At 62.7% G+C, this 20,066-nt stretch carries 16 protein-coding genes; 7 read left to right on the top strand and 9 right to left on the bottom strand.

Features of this window, described 5'->3' with window-relative positions:
- Positions 1–7: 7 nt before the first annotated feature.
- Positions 8–1,540, bottom strand: coding sequence for a hypothetical protein (locus tag AC0MRV_RS16045; RefSeq protein ID WP_472765513.1), 1,533 nt, complete (start codon positions 1,538–1,540; stop codon positions 8–10).
- A gap of 128 nt (positions 1,541–1,668) precedes the next feature.
- Here AC0MRV_RS16045 and sppA point away from each other — a divergent pair, with 128 nt between their 5' ends.
- A complete protein-coding gene (gene sppA, locus AC0MRV_RS16040) occupies positions 1,669–3,504 on the top strand; it encodes a signal peptide peptidase SppA (RefSeq protein WP_472765512.1) in 1,836 nt (611 codons plus the stop codon).
- A gap of 49 nt (positions 3,505–3,553) precedes the next feature.
- Positions 3,554–4,084: a putative Fe-S cluster assembly protein SufT gene (gene sufT, locus AC0MRV_RS16035; RefSeq protein ID WP_472765511.1), complete on the top strand. Its 531-nt coding sequence runs from the start codon at positions 3,554–3,556 to the stop codon at positions 4,082–4,084.
- A 15-nt stretch (positions 4,085–4,099) separates the two neighbouring features.
- Here sufT and AC0MRV_RS16030 read toward each other — a convergent pair whose 3' ends face one another.
- From AC0MRV_RS16030 to leuS, 8 genes are all read right to left on the bottom strand, one after another.
- Complete coding sequence (locus AC0MRV_RS16030; protein ID WP_472765510.1) at positions 4,100–5,182, bottom strand: tRNA dihydrouridine synthase; 1,083 nt, start codon at positions 5,180–5,182, stop codon at positions 4,100–4,102.
- On the bottom strand, positions 5,175–5,651 hold the full coding sequence (locus tag AC0MRV_RS16025) for a bifunctional nuclease family protein (RefSeq protein WP_472765509.1): 477 nt from the start codon (positions 5,649–5,651) through the stop codon (positions 5,175–5,177). Before AC0MRV_RS16025 ends, AC0MRV_RS16030 begins: the two co-directional genes overlap by 8 nt.
- Before the next feature lie 52 nt (positions 5,652–5,703).
- Positions 5,704–6,549, bottom strand: coding sequence for an LpxI family protein (locus AC0MRV_RS16020; RefSeq protein WP_472765508.1), 846 nt, complete (start codon positions 6,547–6,549; stop codon positions 5,704–5,706).
- Positions 6,550–6,643: 94 nt separating this feature from the next.
- The gene (locus AC0MRV_RS16015) at positions 6,644–8,809 is read right to left on the bottom strand and encodes a GumC family protein (protein ID WP_472765507.1); all 2,166 of its coding nucleotides are present in this window, start codon (positions 8,807–8,809) and stop codon (positions 6,644–6,646) included.
- An 18-nt stretch (positions 8,810–8,827) separates the two neighbouring features.
- Positions 8,828–9,475, bottom strand: coding sequence for a polysaccharide biosynthesis/export family protein (locus tag AC0MRV_RS16010; protein WP_472765506.1), 648 nt, complete (start codon positions 9,473–9,475; stop codon positions 8,828–8,830).
- 12 nt (positions 9,476–9,487) lie between these two features.
- On the bottom strand, positions 9,488–10,561 hold the full coding sequence (locus AC0MRV_RS16005; RefSeq protein ID WP_472765505.1) for an outer membrane beta-barrel protein: 1,074 nt from the start codon (positions 10,559–10,561) through the stop codon (positions 9,488–9,490).
- Positions 10,562–10,647: 86 nt separating this feature from the next.
- Positions 10,648–11,598, bottom strand: coding sequence for a hypothetical protein (locus AC0MRV_RS16000; protein WP_472765504.1), 951 nt, complete (start codon positions 11,596–11,598; stop codon positions 10,648–10,650).
- 127 nt (positions 11,599–11,725) lie between these two features.
- Positions 11,726–14,317, bottom strand: a complete 2,592-nt coding sequence (gene leuS / locus AC0MRV_RS15995; protein WP_472765503.1) for a leucine--tRNA ligase — start codon at positions 14,315–14,317, stop codon at positions 11,726–11,728.
- On the opposite strand from leuS, the gene AC0MRV_RS15990 reads away from it, so the two are divergent.
- From AC0MRV_RS15990 to AC0MRV_RS15970, 5 genes are read left to right on the top strand one after another with little or no spacing between them, the layout of a single operon-like run.
- Positions 14,306–15,688 (top strand): trypsin-like peptidase domain-containing protein, encoded by a 1,383-nt coding sequence (locus AC0MRV_RS15990; protein ID WP_472765502.1) that lies wholly within the window; start codon positions 14,306–14,308, stop codon positions 15,686–15,688. The genes leuS and AC0MRV_RS15990 overlap by 12 nt on opposite strands.
- Positions 15,685–17,103, top strand: a complete 1,419-nt coding sequence (locus AC0MRV_RS15985; RefSeq protein ID WP_472765501.1) for a PDZ domain-containing protein — start codon at positions 15,685–15,687, stop codon at positions 17,101–17,103. Before AC0MRV_RS15990 ends, AC0MRV_RS15985 begins: the two co-directional genes overlap by 4 nt.
- A 6-nt stretch (positions 17,104–17,109) precedes the next feature.
- Entirely contained in the window at positions 17,110–17,706 is a 597-nt protein-coding gene (locus tag AC0MRV_RS15980) for a riboflavin synthase (RefSeq protein ID WP_472765500.1), read from the top strand.
- A 10-nt stretch (positions 17,707–17,716) separates the two neighbouring features.
- A complete protein-coding gene (locus AC0MRV_RS15975) occupies positions 17,717–18,649 on the top strand; it encodes a uracil-DNA glycosylase (protein ID WP_472765499.1) in 933 nt (310 codons plus the stop codon).
- A gap of 54 nt (positions 18,650–18,703) precedes the next feature.
- A complete protein-coding gene (locus tag AC0MRV_RS15970; protein ID WP_472765498.1) occupies positions 18,704–20,062 on the top strand; it encodes a GH1 family beta-glucosidase in 1,359 nt (452 codons plus the stop codon).
- Positions 20,063–20,066: the final 4 nt, after the last annotated feature.

Below are 20,066 nucleotides of genomic sequence, written 5' to 3'. Positions count from 1 at the left end.
AGGCGGCTCAGGAGGGTTTGCCGTCTGCCGTGGGCTCTGCCGGCGACTGATCGGCGGTCGGCACATAACCGAAGAGGCCGTTCGTCTTGATGGCGGCGGCGACGGGTTGGGGCACCATTTTTTCCCACGAGCGGTCGCCATCCTGGAGACGGCGAAGAACATCGCGGGAGAAGATGTCGAGGATGTCGGCGTTGTAGCCGACAATGCAGTCGATGTAGTGGTTCTCCATGAGATGCGCGTAGAGATTGCGCAGGTGTTGGGAGACCTGGAGGTTGCGCGCGCTCACGAGCACGTCGGACGCGAAGGCGTGGCTGCCGAGTGAGGCGATGGGGTTGGGATTGCGGGCGCGGGTGCCTTCCTCGAGGTAGTTGTCGTAGGCGTTGCGGCGCATCGGGTAGACGTAGAGTTTGACCGCATTGCGGAAGAGCCGGCCGAAGGCTTCGAGGATGCCGCCCTGCAAGGCCTCGTAATACTTCTCGTTGAAGATCTCGAGCAGGTTGTTGATGCCCATGGCGACGCCGATCATCTCTTCGGTGTAGCGGCGGAAGTAGGAGGTGAGGCGGTAGTATTCGGGGTAGTTGGAGATGAGCACCGTCATCCCGATGTCCCCGAGCAGATCGACGCGGGAGAGGAAGTCCTCGGCGTCGAGATCACCGGAGGCCAGGAGGTTGTTCATGGTGATTTCCATGAGGACAATCAGGTCCTTCCCCTGCACGGCGGGCTCCTGCATGAACTGGGCGCAGGCACAGTTGAGCATGTCGACGTTGACGTGGGTGACGGGGCGGAAGCTGCCGCGCTCGACGAGGATGGCCTTGCGGCGAAGCACCTCGGAAGGTTGCAGCACCTCACGGTCGGGACCGAACAACACCGCGTTGGTGAGGCCGAATTGCACGAGGTAGAGCGACATGATGCGGTTGTCGACCTCGGCAAAGGCCGGGCCGTCGAGCTTGAGCATGTCGACTTCGATACGGTCGTTGCCGACGTTGTCGGTGAGGGAGGCGATGAGCTTCGCCGGGTCTTCCCGGTAATAGAAGGCGCCGTAGATGAGGTTCACGCCGACGATGCCGAGGGCCTGTTGCTGGAGCAGGTTGTCCTTATCCCACATGCGGACGTGGATGATGATTTCGGACGGGGCCGCGCCGGGTTCGGATTGGAAACGAATGCCCATCCAACCGTGGCACTCGTTGTTGCCGCGGTAGGCCTTGGCGGCGACGGTGTCGGCGAAAGCAAAGAAGGTGGTCGAGTCGCCTCGCTTCTCGGAGAGGCGCTCGTGGAGGAGCGAATACTCGTGTTCGAGCATGTTGGACAGCCGTTCCCGCGAGACATAGCGCGGCGCCTTGCCGTAGATCTCGTCACTGAAGGTCATGTCGTAGGCCGAGATCGATTTCGCGATCGTGCCGGCGGCGCCGCCCGCTTGGAAGAAGAGCCGGGATACCTCCTGCCCGGCCCCGATCTCGGCAAAGGTGCCGTATTTGGCCGCGTCAAGATTGACGGTGAGGGCCTTGCGATTGGTGGTGAGCAACTCGGTTCCTCTACTCATGGAGCGGAACCGTAGGTGGCGGTGTCGCCGGTGCAATCCTCGGCTGCGAATACCATTGATGGAGGACTCCGACCAATCAGCCAAAAGCGCTGGCTGCCCAGCGGAAGCGAGCTATGGTGCCGGCGCGCATGAAAACTTTTCTCACCTCGCTCCTCGGCACCATCGTTGGCATCCTGATTCTTCTGATTGGCGGCGGACTGACGATGTTCCTGTTGCTCATGGTCATGGCGTCGTTCGGCAAGCAGGAGCAACCCTCCGTGGAGGCGGGTTCGTATCTGGTATTTGATCTTTCGACCAACATCACCGACGCGCCGGCGCAGATCGACAACAACGTCTTTATCGCCGCGCTGAGTGGACAGGACATTCCGTCGCAGCAGCAGACGCGGATGGTCACCCGCGCGATCCGTGAGGCGGCGACGGATGACCGGATCAAGGGGATTCTGCTCAAGGGCTCCTTTGCGCCGGCGGGATACGGCACCTCGTTCGCGACGCTGCAGGAAGTGCGTCGCGCTTTGGCGGCGTTTCAGGCGGCCGGGAAACCGGTGAAGGCCTACCTGCTCTATCCGGATACGCGGGACTTTTACGTGGCCAGTTTGGCGGACGACCTGGTGCTCGACCCCGAGGGATTTTTGCTCATGCCCGGACTTGCCTCGCAGCCGACCTTTTTTGCCGGCGCCTTCGAAAAGTTTGGCATCGGGGTTCAAGTGTCGCGTGTCGGCAAATACAAGTCGGCCATTGAGCCCTACACCCGGCGCGACCTCAGCGCAGAGAACCGGGAGCAGTTGGAGTCGTTGCTGGGGAGTATCTGGACGGAGCTGCGCGACACGGTCGCGGAAGCTCGCGACATCGATCCGGCTCGTTTGCAGCAGCTCATCGATGAAGGTGGCTCTTATTTGGCCAGCGACGTGGTGGCGGTCGGGCTGGTCGATCGAACTGCCTATCTCGATGAAGTCCTCGACGAGTTGAAGGCCGCGACCGATGTCAAGGTCGGCACCAACAAGGCGTTCAAACAGATCGGGCTTGGCCCCTATATCCGGCAGCTCGCGGTGGCGCGTGCGGCGCCGGAGGAACGCCCTGCTGAAGCCGGGCAGGAAAGTGGACGCGTGGCGGTGGTCTACGCCGAAGGGGCCATTGTGGACGGCCAAGGAAGTTTGACTGATGTCGGTGGTGCCAAGTTTGCCCGTGAGATTCGCCGTCTGCGTCAGGACGACAAGGTGAAGGCCATCGTTTTGCGCGTGAACAGCCCGGGCGGTTCGGCGGTGGCGTCGGAGCACATTCAGCGGGAATTGCGTTTGGCGGCCGAAAAGATGCCGGTGGTCGTTTCGATGGGGGGTTATGCGGCTTCGGGGGGCTACTGGATTTCGGCCTACGGCGATCGCGTGTTTGCCGAGCCCAACACCATCACCGGATCGATCGGCGTGTTTGGCGTGCTCTTCAATGTGCAGCAGCTCGGCGACGATCTTGGCATCTCGTGGGATACGGTGAAGACCGGCGAATTGGCCGACGCGATTTCGATTTCGCGGCCGAAGACCGAGCAGGAAATGGCGCTCTTCCAACGGGCGACCGACCGGTTCTACGCCGATTTCATTCGCAAGGTCGCCGAGGGTCGCGGACTCGAGCCCAATCACGTGGAGGAAATCGCGCAGGGGCGGGTATGGTCCGGGCGCCAAGCGTTGGAGATCGGCCTCGTCGATGAACTCGGCGGTCTCGCGGACGCGATCGCCTACGCGGCCCAGGCCGCGGGGCTGCGCGAGGATTTTCGGGTGACGGAGTTCCCGCGCAAAAAGGAGTTCGCTGAAGTTCTCGCGGAGGCCTTGGAACAGATTGTGCCAGCCTCCGCGCGGACGTCCAGTTGGCTGGATCGCGCGAAGCAGCGCGTCGAAAGCGAGCTGGCGGTGCTCAGTCAGTTCAATGATCCGCAGGGCGTTTACGCCCGCCTGCCGGTCGAGCTGGTCATCGAATAGTCGCAGCTGAGGCTTTTCATCACGCCGGTCTTCGACTCTGTTTCTCCCCATGTCCGATCACGTTCTCAACCGCGCCGTCGAGGCTACTGTTATTCCCGCCGGCACGCCGGTCAGTCTGCCCGAAGGTCTCGCGGTGCACATTGTGCAGTCGCTCGGCGGCAATGTGACGGTGCGCACTGACCATGGGCTTTGCCGCATCGCGGAAAGCGATGCGGATGCGATCGAAGGTTATGTGGCCGCGGCGGCCGATGCCGAATCGGTCGCGGAGTTCAGTGAGCAGGCGGTGTGGGATACCTTGAAGACCTGTTTCGACCCGGAGATTCCGCTCAACATCGTCGACCTCGGTTTGGTCTACGATCTGTCGATCGAGGACCACGGGGAAGCCGGCCGCACGGTTGAGGTGAAGATGACGTTGACGGCCCCCGGTTGCGGCATGGGACCGGTTATCGCGGAGGACGCGCGCAAGAAAGTCGCGGCGTTGCCGACGGTTGCCGAGGCCAAGGTCCACATCGTGTGGGACCCGCAGTGGTCGCCGCACATGATCTCCGAAGAAGGCCGATCGGTGCTCGGGCTGGAGTAGCGAAAAGCGCCAGTCCTACGCAGCGCCGCCGACGCCGACGGCGGTTTCGCAGTTGGGCCGGGCGATGACACCGTGGAACGGTTCGTCCGCAAAGGGGCGGTTCGGTTCGCTGAGCAGGTGCCGTTCGCACACGGCAAAGAGCTCGGCCTCGGTCTGGGTGCGGCGCATGTCGTGCAGAAAAGCGCCCTCGGGGTCGACGCTTTGGCCGACGAAGTTGAGGAACTTCTTCATCCGGTTCACGTGGGCGCGCTCGGGGATCTTCGGCTCCTGGGTCGCCCGGAACAGGCGATCCACATATTCGTAGACGTCACGTAGGGTCGGAATGAATACAGGTCGTCCGCCGAAGCGGTCGCGGCACTGGGCAAAGATCCAGGGGTTGCGGATGGCGTGGCGGCCGATCATGACGCCGGCGGCGCCGGTTGCGGCCACGATGCGGGCGGCGGCGTTGGCGCTGCTCACGTTGCCGTTGGCCAACACCGGGCAGGGCACCCGTGAAACCGCCCGGGCGATGTAATCGTAGTGCACCTCGCTGCGGTAACCTTCCTTCACGGTGCGCCCGTGGACCGCCAGCATGTCGACCCGGTGGCGGGCAACCGACTCCAGGACGGCGTCGTAGGGCTCGGTGTCGTCGAAGCCGATGCGCATTTTGACGGTGAACAGTCCGGGGCAGGCGGCGCGGAGCGCGGCCAGAATCGCGTCGACGCGGGCCGGATCGCGCAGGAGGCCACCGCCGACGTTCTTTTTGTAGACCTTGGGGGCGGGGCAGCCGAGGTTCAGGTCGATGCCGGCGATCGGGTGCCGGAGCAGGTCGACCACGGTGCGTTCGAGGTGTTCGATGGATTCGCCGATGAGTTGGGCGAAAACCGGGCGGCCGGTTTCGTTCTCATCAATGGAGCGCACGATGTGCCGTTCGAGTCGCGAGGTGTCGTGCACCCGGAAGAACTCGGTCACGTAGTAATCCGGGGAGCCGTAGCTCGCGACCACCTGCATGAACGCGAGCGTTGTGACATCCTGCATGGGCGCGAGGGCGGTGAGCGGCTGCCCCGCCTCGATTGGCGGTGGCAGCGGCCGCAGAGGGCTGGCCGGCGAATCAGTCATCGTCGCCGCCGAACGCCTCGTCCTCTTCCTCTCGTTTGCGCAACACGCGCTCAAGGATCTCGGTCATGTCTTCGACCGATTCAAAAACATGACGGGCCACGTAGAGCGGGCGCTCTTGCTGCAACGCGAGCACGGTCGAATCGCTGGGGCGGGCGTCGATCTCGACGATTTTCTTGCCGATCTCGTTGTCCATGCGGAGCAGGATGCGCGCGTAAAAGGTGCCCTCGTTGACGTCGTTGATCACGACGTGTTCGAGCTGCACGCCAAGCCCGAGAAAGATTTGTCCGATAAGGTCGTGGGTGAGGGGGCGCTCCTTGCGCACGCCGTCGATCGTCATCTGGATGGCGTTGCCGACCGAATGGTCGACGTAGATCACGAAGGTCTTGTCATCGTTGCCCAAAAAGACCGCACAGCCATTGGCGGTGGGCATGACTCCCCGGACGGAAATTTCGATAACATCGGACGACATGATGGCGGAATGGTGGTTGGGCAGAGGCGGCAGCGCAAGCGGCCACACCGGATCAGGTGGTAAATCCGAGTAAGGCAATGCCCCATTCGTTGGCCTGCTTTTGCACGGCCGGGCGGTCAATGAGGATGACGTTGCCGGCTTCGAGGGCGGCGGCGCGGAGACCGGCTTCGCGCATGGATTCGAGGGTGCGAAGGCCAAAGCAGGGAACGTCGAAGCGATAGTCCTGTTTGGCCTTCACGGTTTTCACGAACAGGGCATCTTCGGTTTTGAAGCCGCCGGCGCGGCGGATCATTTCATCGGTCCCCTCGAAGGCTTCGACGGCCAGCACGGTGCCCTTGCGCACAACACAACCCTGGCCGATGTCGAGCCGGGCGCACTCCCGGGCGATCTGGATGCCGTGCGCGAGGTAGTCGTCGGGGATGGGAAACTTGCGGCCGGCAAAAAGGCCCTCTGGCGCCAGATGGTCGTCGAGGAAGGCGCGGGCATCGAGGAGGTGGATGCCGAGTTTTTCGATCTCCGCAGCGATGGCGCCAAAAATGGTTTCAGCATTGCGGCGCTTGAGTGAAAGCAGGATGCGCGTGGCCTTGAGGTCGGGGTGGAGCCCCTTGAAGAGACGGCGCGGTGTGATCTGTCCGGCCATGAGGGCGTAGCCGGCGTCGAAGGTTTTCAGCGCTTTGAGCATGTGGCCAAGTTGACCGACCTTGATGCGGACACGGTCTTCGGCGGGAACCGAGTCCCAGAGCTCGGGCGAGGTTTCCTCTTCAAAGGCGACCAATTTAAGGCGCAGCCCGGCGGCGCGAATGGCGTCGGCGGTCAGCCGCGGATACAGCGTCTGACCCGCGATCAAGGCGACGGGGCGAGACGGATCAAAATCGGCTGGCAGGTGAGCGGAGGGCATCGGGGCGGAGCGTGAAAGGCCGGACGGTAAAAGGAAAGGCCGCATCGCTGGTGCGACGCGGCCTGAGAAAGAGGGCTATCGAGGGTGAGCGAACTCAGGACTCGGCGCCGTAGTATTTTTTGTAGCTCCGGTAGTAGCGGTAGTTGGAGTAATACTCGATGCGGCGCGGCGAGAGACCGTTGAGCACAATACCGAGCATCTCACGTTTGGCGCTTTGCAGGGCCTTCACGTATTGGCGGATGTGCTTGCGGTAGGCGCGGTTGAAGCGACAAACGTAGATAACCTCGTCAGCGTGTTCAGCGATGAGCAGCGAGTCGGTTACCGCGCCGAGGGGCGGGGAGTCGATCACGATGAGTTCGTATTCCTTTTGCAGACGGTCGAGCACCTGCACAAATTCCTTGGACTCGAGCAACTCGGTCGGGATGCGGGAGCGACCACCGGAGCGAAGCAGGTGGAGGTTTTCGCCAACCGGAATGATACCGAGGTGCGGGTCGGTTTCCATGATCCCGTCGAGGTTGCCGCCGTTTTCGAACCACGGGATCAAGCCCCGGTCGTTTTCAACCTGGAAGTGACGGTGCAGCATGGGGCGGCGCAGGTCGCAGTCGATGAGCAGGGTCTTGCGGCCGTGACGGGCGAAGCCGCCGGAAAGGTTGCAGGAGATGAGGGTCTTGCCTTCGCCGGGGATGGTGGAGGTGACCAGGATCGACTTGGGGAAATCCAGTTTCGAATGGATCTTCGCCGCGCTGTAGACGCTGAGGAAGGATTCGGTCCCGGGCACCTGTCGGTTCTCCAACACGAGGGAATATTTCTCTTCGTCCTTGAGCGACGAGAGGTCCGGAATGATGCCGAGGAGGTTGACGCCGATGAAGTGCTCCACGTCCCACGCGCTCTTGATGCGATCGTCGATGAAGCTCAGGCCGACGGCGACACCCACAAAAACGAGGATGAAGATGAGCACCGAGGATTTGACGATGCTGGGAATATTCGGCGTGAACGGCGCGCCCGAGGGGACGGCGCGATCGAGGGGCTGGACCGGCACACTTTCGATGCGTTCTTCGGTCGCGACATCCTGCTCGCGGCGCACGATTTGCTGGTAGTTCGCGCGCTTGATTTCGGCTTGGTCGCGCAGGCTGTTGTGCTCGGCGGAAAGCTCGTTGAGACGGCGTTGTTCCTGTTCGGCCGTGGCGTATTCGGCCTGCATCGATTTCTCCTGGGTGCGGACCGTCTCCAGATTGGAGCGCAGGTCGGCGATCGCGAGCTCGAGGGCGTCATCCAATTGGCCTTCGACCACGGCAACCTCATTGGCGACGTCGATCATTTTGGGATGACGTTCGAGGTAGCGTTCGGCGAGGATCGCCTCGTTGCGGCGGAGGTCGGCAAGTTTGAGGCTCAGGCTCGTGACGGAGCCATGGCCGGCGATGTAGCTGATTTCGAGCAGGTCGCGGCCCTGGTCACGGAAGGTTTCGACCTGCTTGAGCAGCTCTTCGGTGCGAATGCGATCCAGGCGGGCGGCGGTGAGCGCGGCGTCCGCCTGCACGAGGCGGTTGCGCACGAGGTTGGTGGAGTTGTCGAGGTCGACCAGGTCGTGGCGACGCTGGTATTCGCGCAATTTGCGTTCGGCGTCCTCGGCTTCGATGCGCAGGGCCTCGGCGCGTTGTTGGAGAAAGTCGCCGACATCGGTGGTGCGATTGGCCCGCCGGTCGAAGATGTAGTCCATGAACTGGTCGACGTAGCGGTTGGCGACCAACGCGGCGGCCTCCGGATCACGGTGGGTGATGGAAATGCGAATGATGTAACTGTCCCGGACATCGCCCACGCTGAGTTGGCCGAGCGCGGCGCCGACCGGAGGCGGCTCTTGCCCTGGTTCGAGGTCCTGCAAGTAGGGACGCTGGAGGATGCGGGCTTCTTCGGGGGTGAGAGAGTTGACCACGCGGTCGCGCATGCGCGTAGAACCGAGTTCCTGGAGGTAGGTATTGAGATCGACGAAACCACGGACGTCATCTTCCACCACGCCACGGGAGTTGGTGACGACCACCGGTGGCTTCTCGAAGCGCATGGTCGCGGTCGACTGGTAGAGCGGAACCTGGCGTGCCTTTTGGTAGCCAAGCCCGAGCGAGACGATCAATGCCAGGGGCAGCGCGATCCAGAAACGCTCGCGCAGGATGATGGCATAGTCGCGCAGGGTGCGCCGCTCGCTGAGCGGCTCATCCGCGCCGTGGTCCGGCCGGTGATGGGAAGGTGACTTGGAGGCAGTGACCATTGCAAATAAGGAGGGCGCTCAGAGGAACCGCATCGGAACGTAAACGATATCGTCCGGCAGAAGGAGCATGGAGGAGTCGGCCGATGTCGAGGATGACCGACCCCGGAGGATACTGGCGACGTCGACCGTGGTGACTTGTTTGGTGCCGTCGGGTTGGTTGCGGGTGACCGTCACCGCGTTGCCTCGTGCGAGGTCGGTGAGACCGCCAGCCTTGGTGATCGCGTCGAGCACGGTCATGCCGGATTCGATGGGCAGCGGGATACGACCGGGCTGGAGCACTTCGCCCTGCACGATCACCTCGCGGGCGGCGTATTCCTCAACGGTGATGGTGACCTGCGGCTTACGCAGAAGGCGTTGGTCGCGGTAGGCTTGTTCCACGGCATCTTCCGCGGCCTCGATGGTGAGGCCGACCACCGTGATCGGGTCGAGCAGGGGAAGATTGACGCGGCCCTTGGAGTCGACGCGGGCGATGACTGAAAGATCGTCTTCCTGGAAAACCGCGACGCGCAGCCGGTCGGTGAGGGCGATGTGGTAGGTGATCGCGCGACTGTTCGGACCGGGGGCGTAGGCGGTGGGCGCAGGTTGCGCCGTCAGGACCTGGACAATGCAGATGCCGGCAAGTGCGACGAGGGCCCTCCCGAGCCATTTGGCAGTTAAAACCTTCATGGGTATTCCTCCTTAGAAACGTGCTGTAGCGTCAAACGTCACCGAATGGCGATCGAAATCAGAAAAGGCCAAGGTCGACCAGTTCTTGTAGTAAGAATACATCAACCCCAGTCGAAGACGCTCGGAGAAGGTGTAAGCAATTCGACCGTAGCCGGTCATGAATGTGTCCTCGCGATTGTTGCCGGCTTGGCCCAGGAACTTAATTTGCCCGGCGCCGACGCCGGCAGCAAAGAGCAGTTTGCCGGTGCGGGCGTATTGCAGATCAAGGTTTCCACTCAGCGTGTCGGTCGAAACGTTGGTCGACGTGACCGTGAAGTCTTTGGAGATTTGGCCGGTGAGGGCTACTTTGCGGGTGAAGTTCCAGGTCGCGCTGACGGCGGCGTTATAGCCGTTGTAGGTGTCGTCGGAGCCCTTGATGGCCTCGCGCACTTGGTAGCCTACGCGCGCTGTGCCGTTGAGGCCGGGGAGCAGTCGACCGGAAACGCCGGCGCTGACAGAGTGGTCGGCAAAGGTGGTGTCGGCGGACGACTCGAGCATGCGGAGGCGATACCCCGCGAAGATGTCGCGTTGGGGCGAGAGCACGTAAAACCAGTCGGCCGAGAAACTGTAGGTGCTGAGGTCGACGAACAGCGTGTTGTCGACGTAGTCCACGCGGCGCCAGGTGACGCCGCCGGAAAGGGAGTGACGTTCGGAAATCGGATAGCGGAAGTTGAACTCGCTACCGTAGTTCCAGGAGTCCGTGCGGATGTTCACGGTGGGGTCGGCGCGGGTCGACTTCACGGCGGAGAAGCCCAGGGTGCCGGTGGTGCGTCCCGTGTCCTTGGTGAACTCAAGCCGCATGTTGGGATTGGTGAAGCCCTCGGACGGATTGTTTTGATATTCCGCGCGACTGACGGTGGCAGAGGCGTTGACGCCAATGAGGCCGGCGTGACGGCGATACTCCAAGCCGACGGTCGCGTTGTAGATCATGTCCGACTCGTTCAACGCGGACGTGTAGATGTTACTGTCCGACGTCACCGTGACGGTGGTGTTGACGTAGATCTGGTCCTTACCCTCGTTCCACCGGACGATGCCGTGGGCCGGCATGCATGCCACCATGAATCCGACGCACAGGGCGACAGCTTGAGATGTTCGTCTCGGTCGGGGAATCATGCAGGCACGTGAGTGTAGGGTCAGCCGTTCGCAGACGAGGGACTGACCACGCTTTCCTGGATAGGTTCAACTGGAGTCACCTCAACGGCGATGATTTCTTCCGCATCGGCACCGGCCGTCTCGTCGAGGTCGTCGAACACGCTGGCCCAGCCTTCGCCTTCGTTGTCCCCCTCGTCATCTGACGGGTTTGAGGAATCGCTGACGATCTCATCATCGCCCTCGAAGCCGGTTTCGTCGGGTTTCTTGCCGCGGACGTCGAAGTAAACGGTCTTACGGGCCTCGCAGGCGAGGGTGACCTTGTCCTCGATGAACTCGCGCTCGTCCTCGGGGATGTCGTGGATGTCGATTTGCGGTGGTTGGCCTGGCACGCGGCGAATCACCGCCTGTTGGCCACCGCGGAGGGTTTGGCCGCCACCATCGGTGGCTCCACCACGGATGGTGACGTCGCCGTCGATGATCGAGACCTTGGTCTCGTAGTCATCGGTCTGGATGACGACCTTCTGACCGCGGATCTGAACGGCGGTCTGCGGGGTGGAGTAGACCATCGTGCTGCCGGCGACCATGCGGGGGGTGCAGAGGCCGACGGTGCCGCGCGGGATGAAGGCGCTGGTCTGGGAAATGGAAGGCTCGGACTGGAGGTCGGTGCGGTCCGGCGTGAAGGGTTCCTGCATGAAGCGCTTCACTTCCATGCGGGTCTCGGGATCGAGGTAAACGCCCGTGCCGTTGGAGAAGACCATGGCGTTGTTGGAGTCGGCAGAGGTTTGGATCACCGTGCCCTGGGCGTTGTGGACGGACTTCTTGCTGAGTTCCTCGATGCGCTCTCCGGTATCGATCTCCGACTGCCCCTCGAGGTCGGCGACGTAGAGTTTGCTCGTCGGGTTCTTTTTGGCGGCCCAGGCGCTCGGAGTGGTGGCTGCGCCCATCAGCAAGCCGGCCACGAGCATACCAGTGGAAAAGCGGTAAAATTTCATGTCTCGAAGATGATTGGCGTTTAGGTTCACAGCAACTCCCCACGTGCGGGTATTAACACGCACCTAGGATCACGGCGAAGACGCCATAATCACTGAGGTCTATACCCTAGATGGCAGTTCGACCGACCTATGCAACCACAATGTTGAGAATTCGCCCCTTCACGTAGATGACGCGGCGAATGGTGCCGCCGCCCAAGTGGCTGGCGACCTGCTCGACTTCGCGGGCGGCCGACAGCGCAGCGGCCTCGTCGGCATCCTGGGGAACCACGATCTCCGCGCGGCGTTTCCCATTTATTTGCACAACAAGCTTTTGTGTTTCTGTGGCGAGCAACGATTCGTCATGGCGCGGCCAAGCATGGGCTTGGACAGGAGCGGCGCCCCCCAATCGTTCCCAAAGTTCTTCGGCCACGTGAGGCGCGTAGGGGGCCAAGAGTTGGATAAAGACTCGCGCGCTGGAGAGCGTGATCGTGGGAGATTTTTGCAGAGCGTTGGCAAAAATCATCATTTGCGAAATCGCGGTGTTGAAGCGCAGGTTTTCCGTGTCCTCATCGACTTTTTTGATGGTTTCGTGGAGGAGCTTGGTGAGTTCGGCAGGTTCGCCGGCGGCGTCGTCGACGACCTTTTCATTTTGGCCGCCTTCGCGTCCGGCAAGTTCGCGCCAGACTTTCAGCAGGAAACGATGGACGCCTTCGATGCCGCGCGGATTCCACGGCTTCATCGCCTCGAGCGGGCCCAGGAACATCAAGTAGAGGCGCAGGGTGTCCGCACCATGGGAGGCGATGATGGTGTCGGGGCTAACGACGTTACCGCGGCTCTTGGACATCTTTTCGCCGTCCTCGCCGAGGATGATGCCTTGGTGGAACAGGCGTTTGAAGGGCTCGTTCTCGGGCAGCACGCCGAGATCGAAGAGCACTTTGTGCCAAAAACGCGCGTAGAGCAGATGGAGCACGGCGTGTTCCGCGCCGCCAACGTAAAGGTCTGGCGAGCCCCAGTATTTAAGGACATCCGGCGAGGCGATCGCTCCGCTGTTTTGCGGGTCGAGGTAACGGAGGTAATACCAGCACGAACCGGCCCATTGTGGCATGGTGTTGGTCTCGCGTCGGCCGCGCACCCAGTCTTCGCCCGCAGGGCGATCGCCGCTGGCCGGCGCGGTGGCGCCGGTCGTGGGCTGATACCAGACATCGACCCAATCGGTCGCGTTGGCCAAGGGGCTTTCGCCGTTGTCGCTCGGCAGGTAGGATTCGACCACGGGGAGTTCGAGCGGCAGGGCCGCGTCGGGCACGGGCAACGCGTAGTGCGTGACGCCGTCCTCCTCGTAGGTGATGGCTTCGGTCGGCAGCTTCACCTCGCCAGCCGCTTTGATCGCGGCGTAGTCGTCGCCGTTCACCCAAACGATCGGGATGGGCTCGCCCCAGTAGCGCTGGCGGGAGAAGAGCCAGTCGCGCAACTTGAAGTTCACGGTGGCCTTGCCTTTGCCCTTGGCCGCGAGGTCGGCGGTGATGCGTTGTTTGGCCTCGGCCCATTTCAAACCGGTGTAGCCGTCGGAGTGCACCAGCACGCCATCGCCGGTGTAGGGCAGCTCGGGTTTGCCGGAGCCGTTGTTGGAGTGGTCGGAAGGCTCGATGACCTGCACCACCGGGATCTGATACTTTTGGGCAAACTCGAAGTCGCGTTCGTCGTGCGCCGGGACCGCCATGATGGCGCCGGTGCCGTAGCCCATGAGCACATAGTCGGCGATCCAGATGGGCACACGTTGGCCGTTGGCGGGATTGATGGCGAAGGCGCCGGAGAACACGCCGGACTTGTCCTTAGCGAGATCGGTGCGTTCGAGGTCACTCTTGGCGGCAGCCTGCTTGCGGTAGGCCTCGACGGCCTCGCGTTGTTCGGGCGAGGTGAGTTTGTCGACATAGGGATGCTCGGGGGCGATGACCATGAAGGTCGCGCCAAAGAGCGTGTCGGGGCGGGTGGTGAACACGACCAGGTCATCGAGAGTCGGGTCCTCGAGGCCGAAGTGAACCTCGGCGCCCTCGCTGCGGCCGATCCAGGCCTCCTGCATGCGTTTGGTGGAGTCGGGCCAGTCGAGGCCATCGAGGTCCTTGAGCAGGCGGTCGGCGTAGGCGGTGATCTTCAACACCCACTGGCGCAGCGCGCGGCGTTCGACCGGATGGTTGCCGCGTTCGGACTTGCCGTCGACGACCTCCTCGTTGGCGAGAACCGTTTTGAGGGCGGGGCACCACCACACCGGGCGTTCGTCGACGTAGGCGAGACCGCGCTGGAAGAGCTGCAGGAAGATCCACTGGGTCCAGCGGAAGTAGGCCGGATCGGTGGTGTTGATCTCGCGATCCCAATCGTAGGAGAAACCGAGGGCTTTGATCTGGCGGCGAAAGTTATCGACGTTGGCCGCGGTATTCGTCGCGGGATGTGTGCCGGTTTTGACCGCGTGTTGTTCGGCGGGGAGTCCGAACGCGTCCCAGCCGATCGGGTGCAGGACATTGAAACCCTTGGCGCGCTTGTAGCGGGAAAGGATGTCGGTCGCGGTGTAGCCCTCCGGGTGCCCGATGTGCAGGCCGGCGCCGGACGGGTAGGGGAACATGTCCAGCACGTAGTATTTGGGTTTTGGAGACGTTGCCTCCGCCCGGAACGAGCCGTTTTCTGCCCAGAAGGATTGCCAGCGGGGTTCTATGGAAGAAAAGTCGTAGTCTTTGCTATGCGTTGCCATCGGATCGAATCGGCCACTGTGACACTTTCATTACCCCGGTCAATGGTGGGGCTTTGCTGCCTGTTTTTTGCCTCGGTTGCGGCTGTTTCCGCGCTGCACGGCCAACAGTCGCCGGGCTTCAAGCGCCTGCTTGACGCGGTGGTGCGGATCGATGTGCGCGAGTATGCCTACGAGGCGGGCGTGAAGCGTTTCAGCAGCGGGGTGGGCTCGGGCGTGATCGTTTCCGACGACGGCCTCATCCTGACCAACGCCCATGTCGTCGGGCCGCGGGCGGTCGACATCAATGTGACCTTGGCGAACCTCGAACGCGTGAGCGCAGAGCTGGTCGGCTGGGACCACTGGACCGATCTGGCGCTGATCCGACTCTCCGCGGAGGAGATCGCGGAAAAGGGCTTCACCTTCGCCGTGGCGGAGTTTGGCGCGTCCTCGGCGCTGTATCCGGGGCAAACGGTGTTCGCAGTGGGCACGCCACACGGACTCACGCGCACCGTGACGCGCGGCATCATTTCGAACCCGCGACGCTATTTCTCCGATTCGCGCGGGGTGCGCGGGCATGAGACCGGTATGTTCAACACGTGGTTGCAGACCGATGCCGCGATCAATCCCGGCAACAGTGGCGGGCCCTTGGTCGACGAGGATGGTCATGTGGTGGGGATCAACTCGCGCGGTTATCTGGGCGCAGACAACCTTGGCTTCGCTATTCCGTCGGAAACCGCGCGGGCGGTGATGGACGGTTTGGCCAAGGACGGCAGCATCACGCGCAGTTACATCGGCATCGTGCCGGGGGCGCTGCAGGATTTGGAGGACTTTTATGATCTCGCGCTCAATACCGGCATGTTGATCAACAGCGTGGATCCCGGTTCACCGGCCGCGGAGGCGGGTCTGCGCGGCGGTGACATCCTGCTCGAGATCAACGGGCAGGGGGTGGACGGCCGTTTCCCGGAACAGCTGCCACCGATCCAAAACCAAATCGCCTCCGAGCCGCTGGGCACCGCGATCGAGATGACGGTCAAGCGCGGCACCGACACCCAGACCTTCACGGTCACGACCGAGGAGCTGGTCAGCCGCGTGGGCGAAGAAGGTGTGCTGGAAACCTGGGGGCTGAGCGTGCGGGAAGTTTCCCGGGCCTACGCGCGGGAGAACCAGCTGCCCAACGCCGACGGTGTCCTGGTCATCGGGGTGCAGCGCGGATCGCCCGGGGCGGAGTCGGGCCTGGCGGTGGGCGATGTGATCATGAAGGTCAACGACGCCCACGTGGACTCCCTCGCCGTGATCCAGTCCGCGGAGGAGGCCTACCGGGAACAACCCGATCGCGTTCTGATCGAAGCTCGCCGCAAGTTCCGCGTTTCCCTTTACGTGCTCAAACCATGATGACCCGACACCGACTCCATTTCGTCTTAGCTATGCTGGCTTTCGGCGGCGCGACCCTGGCGCCGACCATCGCGGCGGAGGAGGTCTCGCTGCCGGACTTGCTGAACGAGCGCCTGTCGACGGTGGTCGCCGTGCAGTTCACCATCGAGCACGAGCTGGATCGCACGGTGAACTACGCCTACGGCATGGTCATTGATGACGAAGGCACGGTGATCCTGGAATCGGGCGCGATCACCGATCGGGCGACCCCGGAGCAATTGGTCGATTTCCGGATCTACCGACCGGATCAACCGACCACGGTGTATTCAAAAGCGGAATACCTGGGCTACGATGGGTTCACGACCTGGCACTTCCTGCGCATCGAACCGGAGGGGCGGGCCGGCCTGCGACCGATCACCGACTTCCTGCCGGAGGAGGGGCAGGTGATTCCCCGTCTGGCCGAGCAGGTTTGGGGCATCGGGCTGCGAAAGAAGGACGAGGATTTCCGCCCCTATTTTCTCAGCGATCGCATCAGCATGATCACCGAGTTGCCGCAGCTTACCGCGGTGGCGCTGGGGGACGTGGCGGGGCGCTGTCTGCCGGTGTTCAACATGGCGGGCGAGTTCATCGGCGTCGGTATTTCCGGTTTCGGCGAAAGTCGTGTGATTTACTCGCAACGGCGGCGCGGTGAAATGTCGGTGATGATCAACCCGGATGAGACCGGCGCCTTCCGGCTCGCCGCGGATGTCATCCTCGCGGCGGATCGAATTCCCGACAACCCCTACGGCCGCCCTTTGCCTTGGTTTGGCGTCGATGGGATCGATCCGGTTGATCCCGAGGTGGCCGAGTTTCTCGGTCTGTCCGGTGGCACGGGTTTGGTGATTTCCGAAGTGTTGGCCGGTAGTCCGGCGGAGACCGCCGGGTTGCAGCCTCGCGACATTCTCACAGCCCTCGATGGCGTGCCCCTGCCGCGGCTGAAGCCGGACCAAGTGGTCGTGTCTTACCTGCAGCGCGACATCCTGCGCCGGAAGCCGGGTTCGGAGATGACGCTGACCGTGCTGCGCAATCGCGAGGAGCTCGATTTGCCGCTCACCTTGGCCGACGCCCCCAAGACGCCCAACGAGGCGGAGCGCCAATACTACGAGGGGATCGGGCTGACCGTGCGGGAGATGGTCTACATGGACGCGGTCAACCGGCGGTCTGACCCGCAGGACTTGCGCGGCGTGATCGCTCATTTTGTGAAGCCCAGCAGTCCGGTTGCGACGGCGGGACTGCAGATGGATGACTGGATCCAGGAAATCGACGGCCGACCGATCGCGGTCTACGCCGACGCGGTGAAGGTGCTCGATGAAATCGCCGCCAGTGCCCGCCCCGAAGTGGTCATGCTGGTCAGTCGCAACGGCGAAACCGCGGTGATGCGGGTGAAACTCAACTGACGGATTATGTTTACGGGCATCATCGAAGAGACGGGCCATATTCAGTCGTTCAATGAGACGGCGGACGCGTGGCGCTTGGTTGTGCGGGCCGATCGCACGCGGCAGGACGTTGAGCTCGGAGACAGCATCGCGGTGAATGGCTGTTGCCTCACCGTGGTCGCGTTTGACGATCACTCGCTCAGCTTCGACGTCCTGGCGGAAACCAAGCGACTGACGACGCTCGATCGACTTGGCGTCGGAGGCGTGGTGAACCTGGAACGGGCGGTGCGTTTTAACGGCAAAATGGGCGGACATTTTGTGACCGGCCATGTCGATGGCATGGGTGAGATCGAAGTCTTCGAACCGCGGGGACCGGACACCTACCTGCGGGTGCGCGCCCCGCACGGCACCGGGCGCTACCTCGTGCACAAAGGCAGCATCGCCATCGATGGCATCTCGCTGACCGTCGCGGAAGTTGAAGGCGATGTTTTTGCGGTCTGGTTGATTCCACACACGGTGGCCGTCACGAACCTGCACACCAAGAAGGTGGGCGATCCGGTGAACCTCGAGTTTGATCAACTGGGCAAATACGTGGAGAAACTGGTGGCCCCAACCCTGACCTGAAGATCTTTCGATGCGCGCCACGCTCCACGCCCTGACTGAGGAACTTCGTCGGCTCAAAGCCGATGGGGTGAACACGGTTTCGGTGTCTGATGAGTCCATCGACACCCTGCGGCGGTTGGTGGCGGCGCGAGCACCGGCGGCACCGGCGTCGGTGTCGGCCCCGACTGCGGAGACGACGCGACCATCCTCGCGTTCGTCGGCGCCATCCTGGGAACCGCCGACCACGGCAAGCGCCGCGAAGAAAGCGGCCGCCAAAGCGAAGTCGACCTTGCCGTCGCCGCCGGCGGTTTTGTTGCCCGAGGGCGACAAGCAGACGCGATGGGATGCCTTGCTTGAGCTTGTGCGCGAGGATCCGGTCTGCCGGGAGAACGTGCGGGCCGGGAAAAAGGTGGTGCTGGGGGTGGGGAGCCTCGACGCGAAGGTCTTTTTCTGCGGCGAAGCGCCCGGCGCAGAGGAGGAAATTCAAGGGGAACCCTTTGTGGGGCCGGCCGGGCAGCTGCTCACCAAGATGATTGGCGCGATGGGCCTCAAGCGTGAGGAGGTCTACATCGGCAACATTATGAATTGGCGGCCCCAGTTGCCCACGGTCGACGGCCAGGAGCAGGTGGGGAACCGACCGCCGACGGCCGAAGAGATGTCGTATTGCCTGCCGTTTTTACGGGCGCAGCTGGAGGTCGTGCAGCCCGAGGTCATTGTGGCGCTCGGCTCGACGGCGGCGAAAGGGCTGCTCGGTTTCGACAGCTTCAAGGCGCTCGGGGAAGTGCGCGGGAAGTGGAAGGACTTCGAGGGCAAACCTGTGATGGTGACCTACCATCCTAGCTACATTCTGCGCAACCAGTCCAACCGTTCAAAACGGGTGATCTGGGAGGATCTGTTGCAAGTGATGGAGCGGGTGGCGTTGCCGATCAGCGATAAGCAACGCGGCTTCTTCCTGAGTCGTTAACAATCAGGTTTCCCGACTCGACGCGACTGCGGTCGAATGGTGCTTTAACCCCTTATGGCATTCAAAAACGACTTCGCCTGGGGGGCAGCGACCTCAGCTTATCAGATCGAAGGTGCGGCGGCGGTGGATGGGCGCGGGCCTTCGGTGTGGGATCGATTTTGCCGGCAACCCGGGCGCGTTTTTGAAGGGCATCACGGGGACGTGGCTTGTGATCACTACCACCGCTGGGCGGAAGATGTGGGACTGATGCGGGAGATCGGGCTGAAGGCCTATCGCTTCTCGCTCTCGTGGTCGCGCATTCTGCCGGATGGCACCGGCGCGGTGAATGAACAGGGCCTGGCGTTCTATGACCGGCTCGTCGACGCGCTGCTCGAAGGCGGCATCGATCCGTGGCTGACGTTCTTCCACTGGGACTATCCGCTCGCGCTGCAACGTCGCGGTGGCTGGCTCCATGCCGATAGCTCGAAGTGGTTCGCCGACTATGCGGCGGTGGTGGTCGATCGTTTGTCGGATCGGGTGACGAACTGGATGACGCTCAACGAGCCGCAGTGCTTCATCGGGCTCGGGCATCGCACGGGCGAACACGCGCCGGGCGATCGCATGGAAATGCCGCACGTGCTTTGCGCGGTGCACAACGCGCTGCTGGCGCATGGCCGCACGGCGCAGGTGCTGCGGGCGCAGGCCAAGAAAACGCCGCACATCGGTTGGGCTCCGACCGGGGATGTGGCGGTGCCGGCCAGTGAGGATCCGGCCGACGTTGCGGCAGCGCGGGAAGCCTACTGGTCGATCGATGGCGGCAGTGTGTGGAATCAGCGCTGGTGGTCCGACCCGGTCCTGCGGGGGGCGTATCCGGAAAGCGGATGCGCGGCCTACGGCGACGCGGTGCCGGCGTGGACTGACGCGGACATGAAGATCATCGCCGAGCCGATCGATTTCTACGGCATGAATATCTACAACGGCTACTTCGTGAAAGCCGGTGCGGACGGAAAACCGGAGCATGTCATGCGCAAGCAGGGCGTGCCGACGAGTCACTTCCAGTGGCGGGTCACGCCGGAAGCGTTGTATTGGGGACCGCGTTGGGTGCATGAACGCTATGGCAAGCCGATCGCGATCACCGAAAACGGCATGGCAAGCCACGACTGGGTGGCGCTCGACGGGGCGGTGCACGACCCGCAGCGGATCGATTACGTGAGTCGCTACCTGCGTGAATTACGTCGCGCGACCGAGGACGGCGTCGACGTGGAGGGCTACTTCCATTGGACGCTGATGGATAACTTCGAATGGGCCGAAGGCTATCGGTATCGGTTCGGTCTCATTCACGTCGATTTTGAAACGCAGCAACGCACCTTGAAAGATTCCGCGCGGTGGTATGGTGAGCTCATTCGCCGCAACGGAGCGGACCTGCCAGCGTAGTCGC

The organism is Actomonas spartinae (assembly GCF_051209155.1).
Lineage (GTDB): Bacteria > Verrucomicrobiota > Verrucomicrobiia > Opitutales > Opitutaceae > Actomonas.
This window is presented reverse-complemented; position numbering and strand designations above follow the sequence as displayed.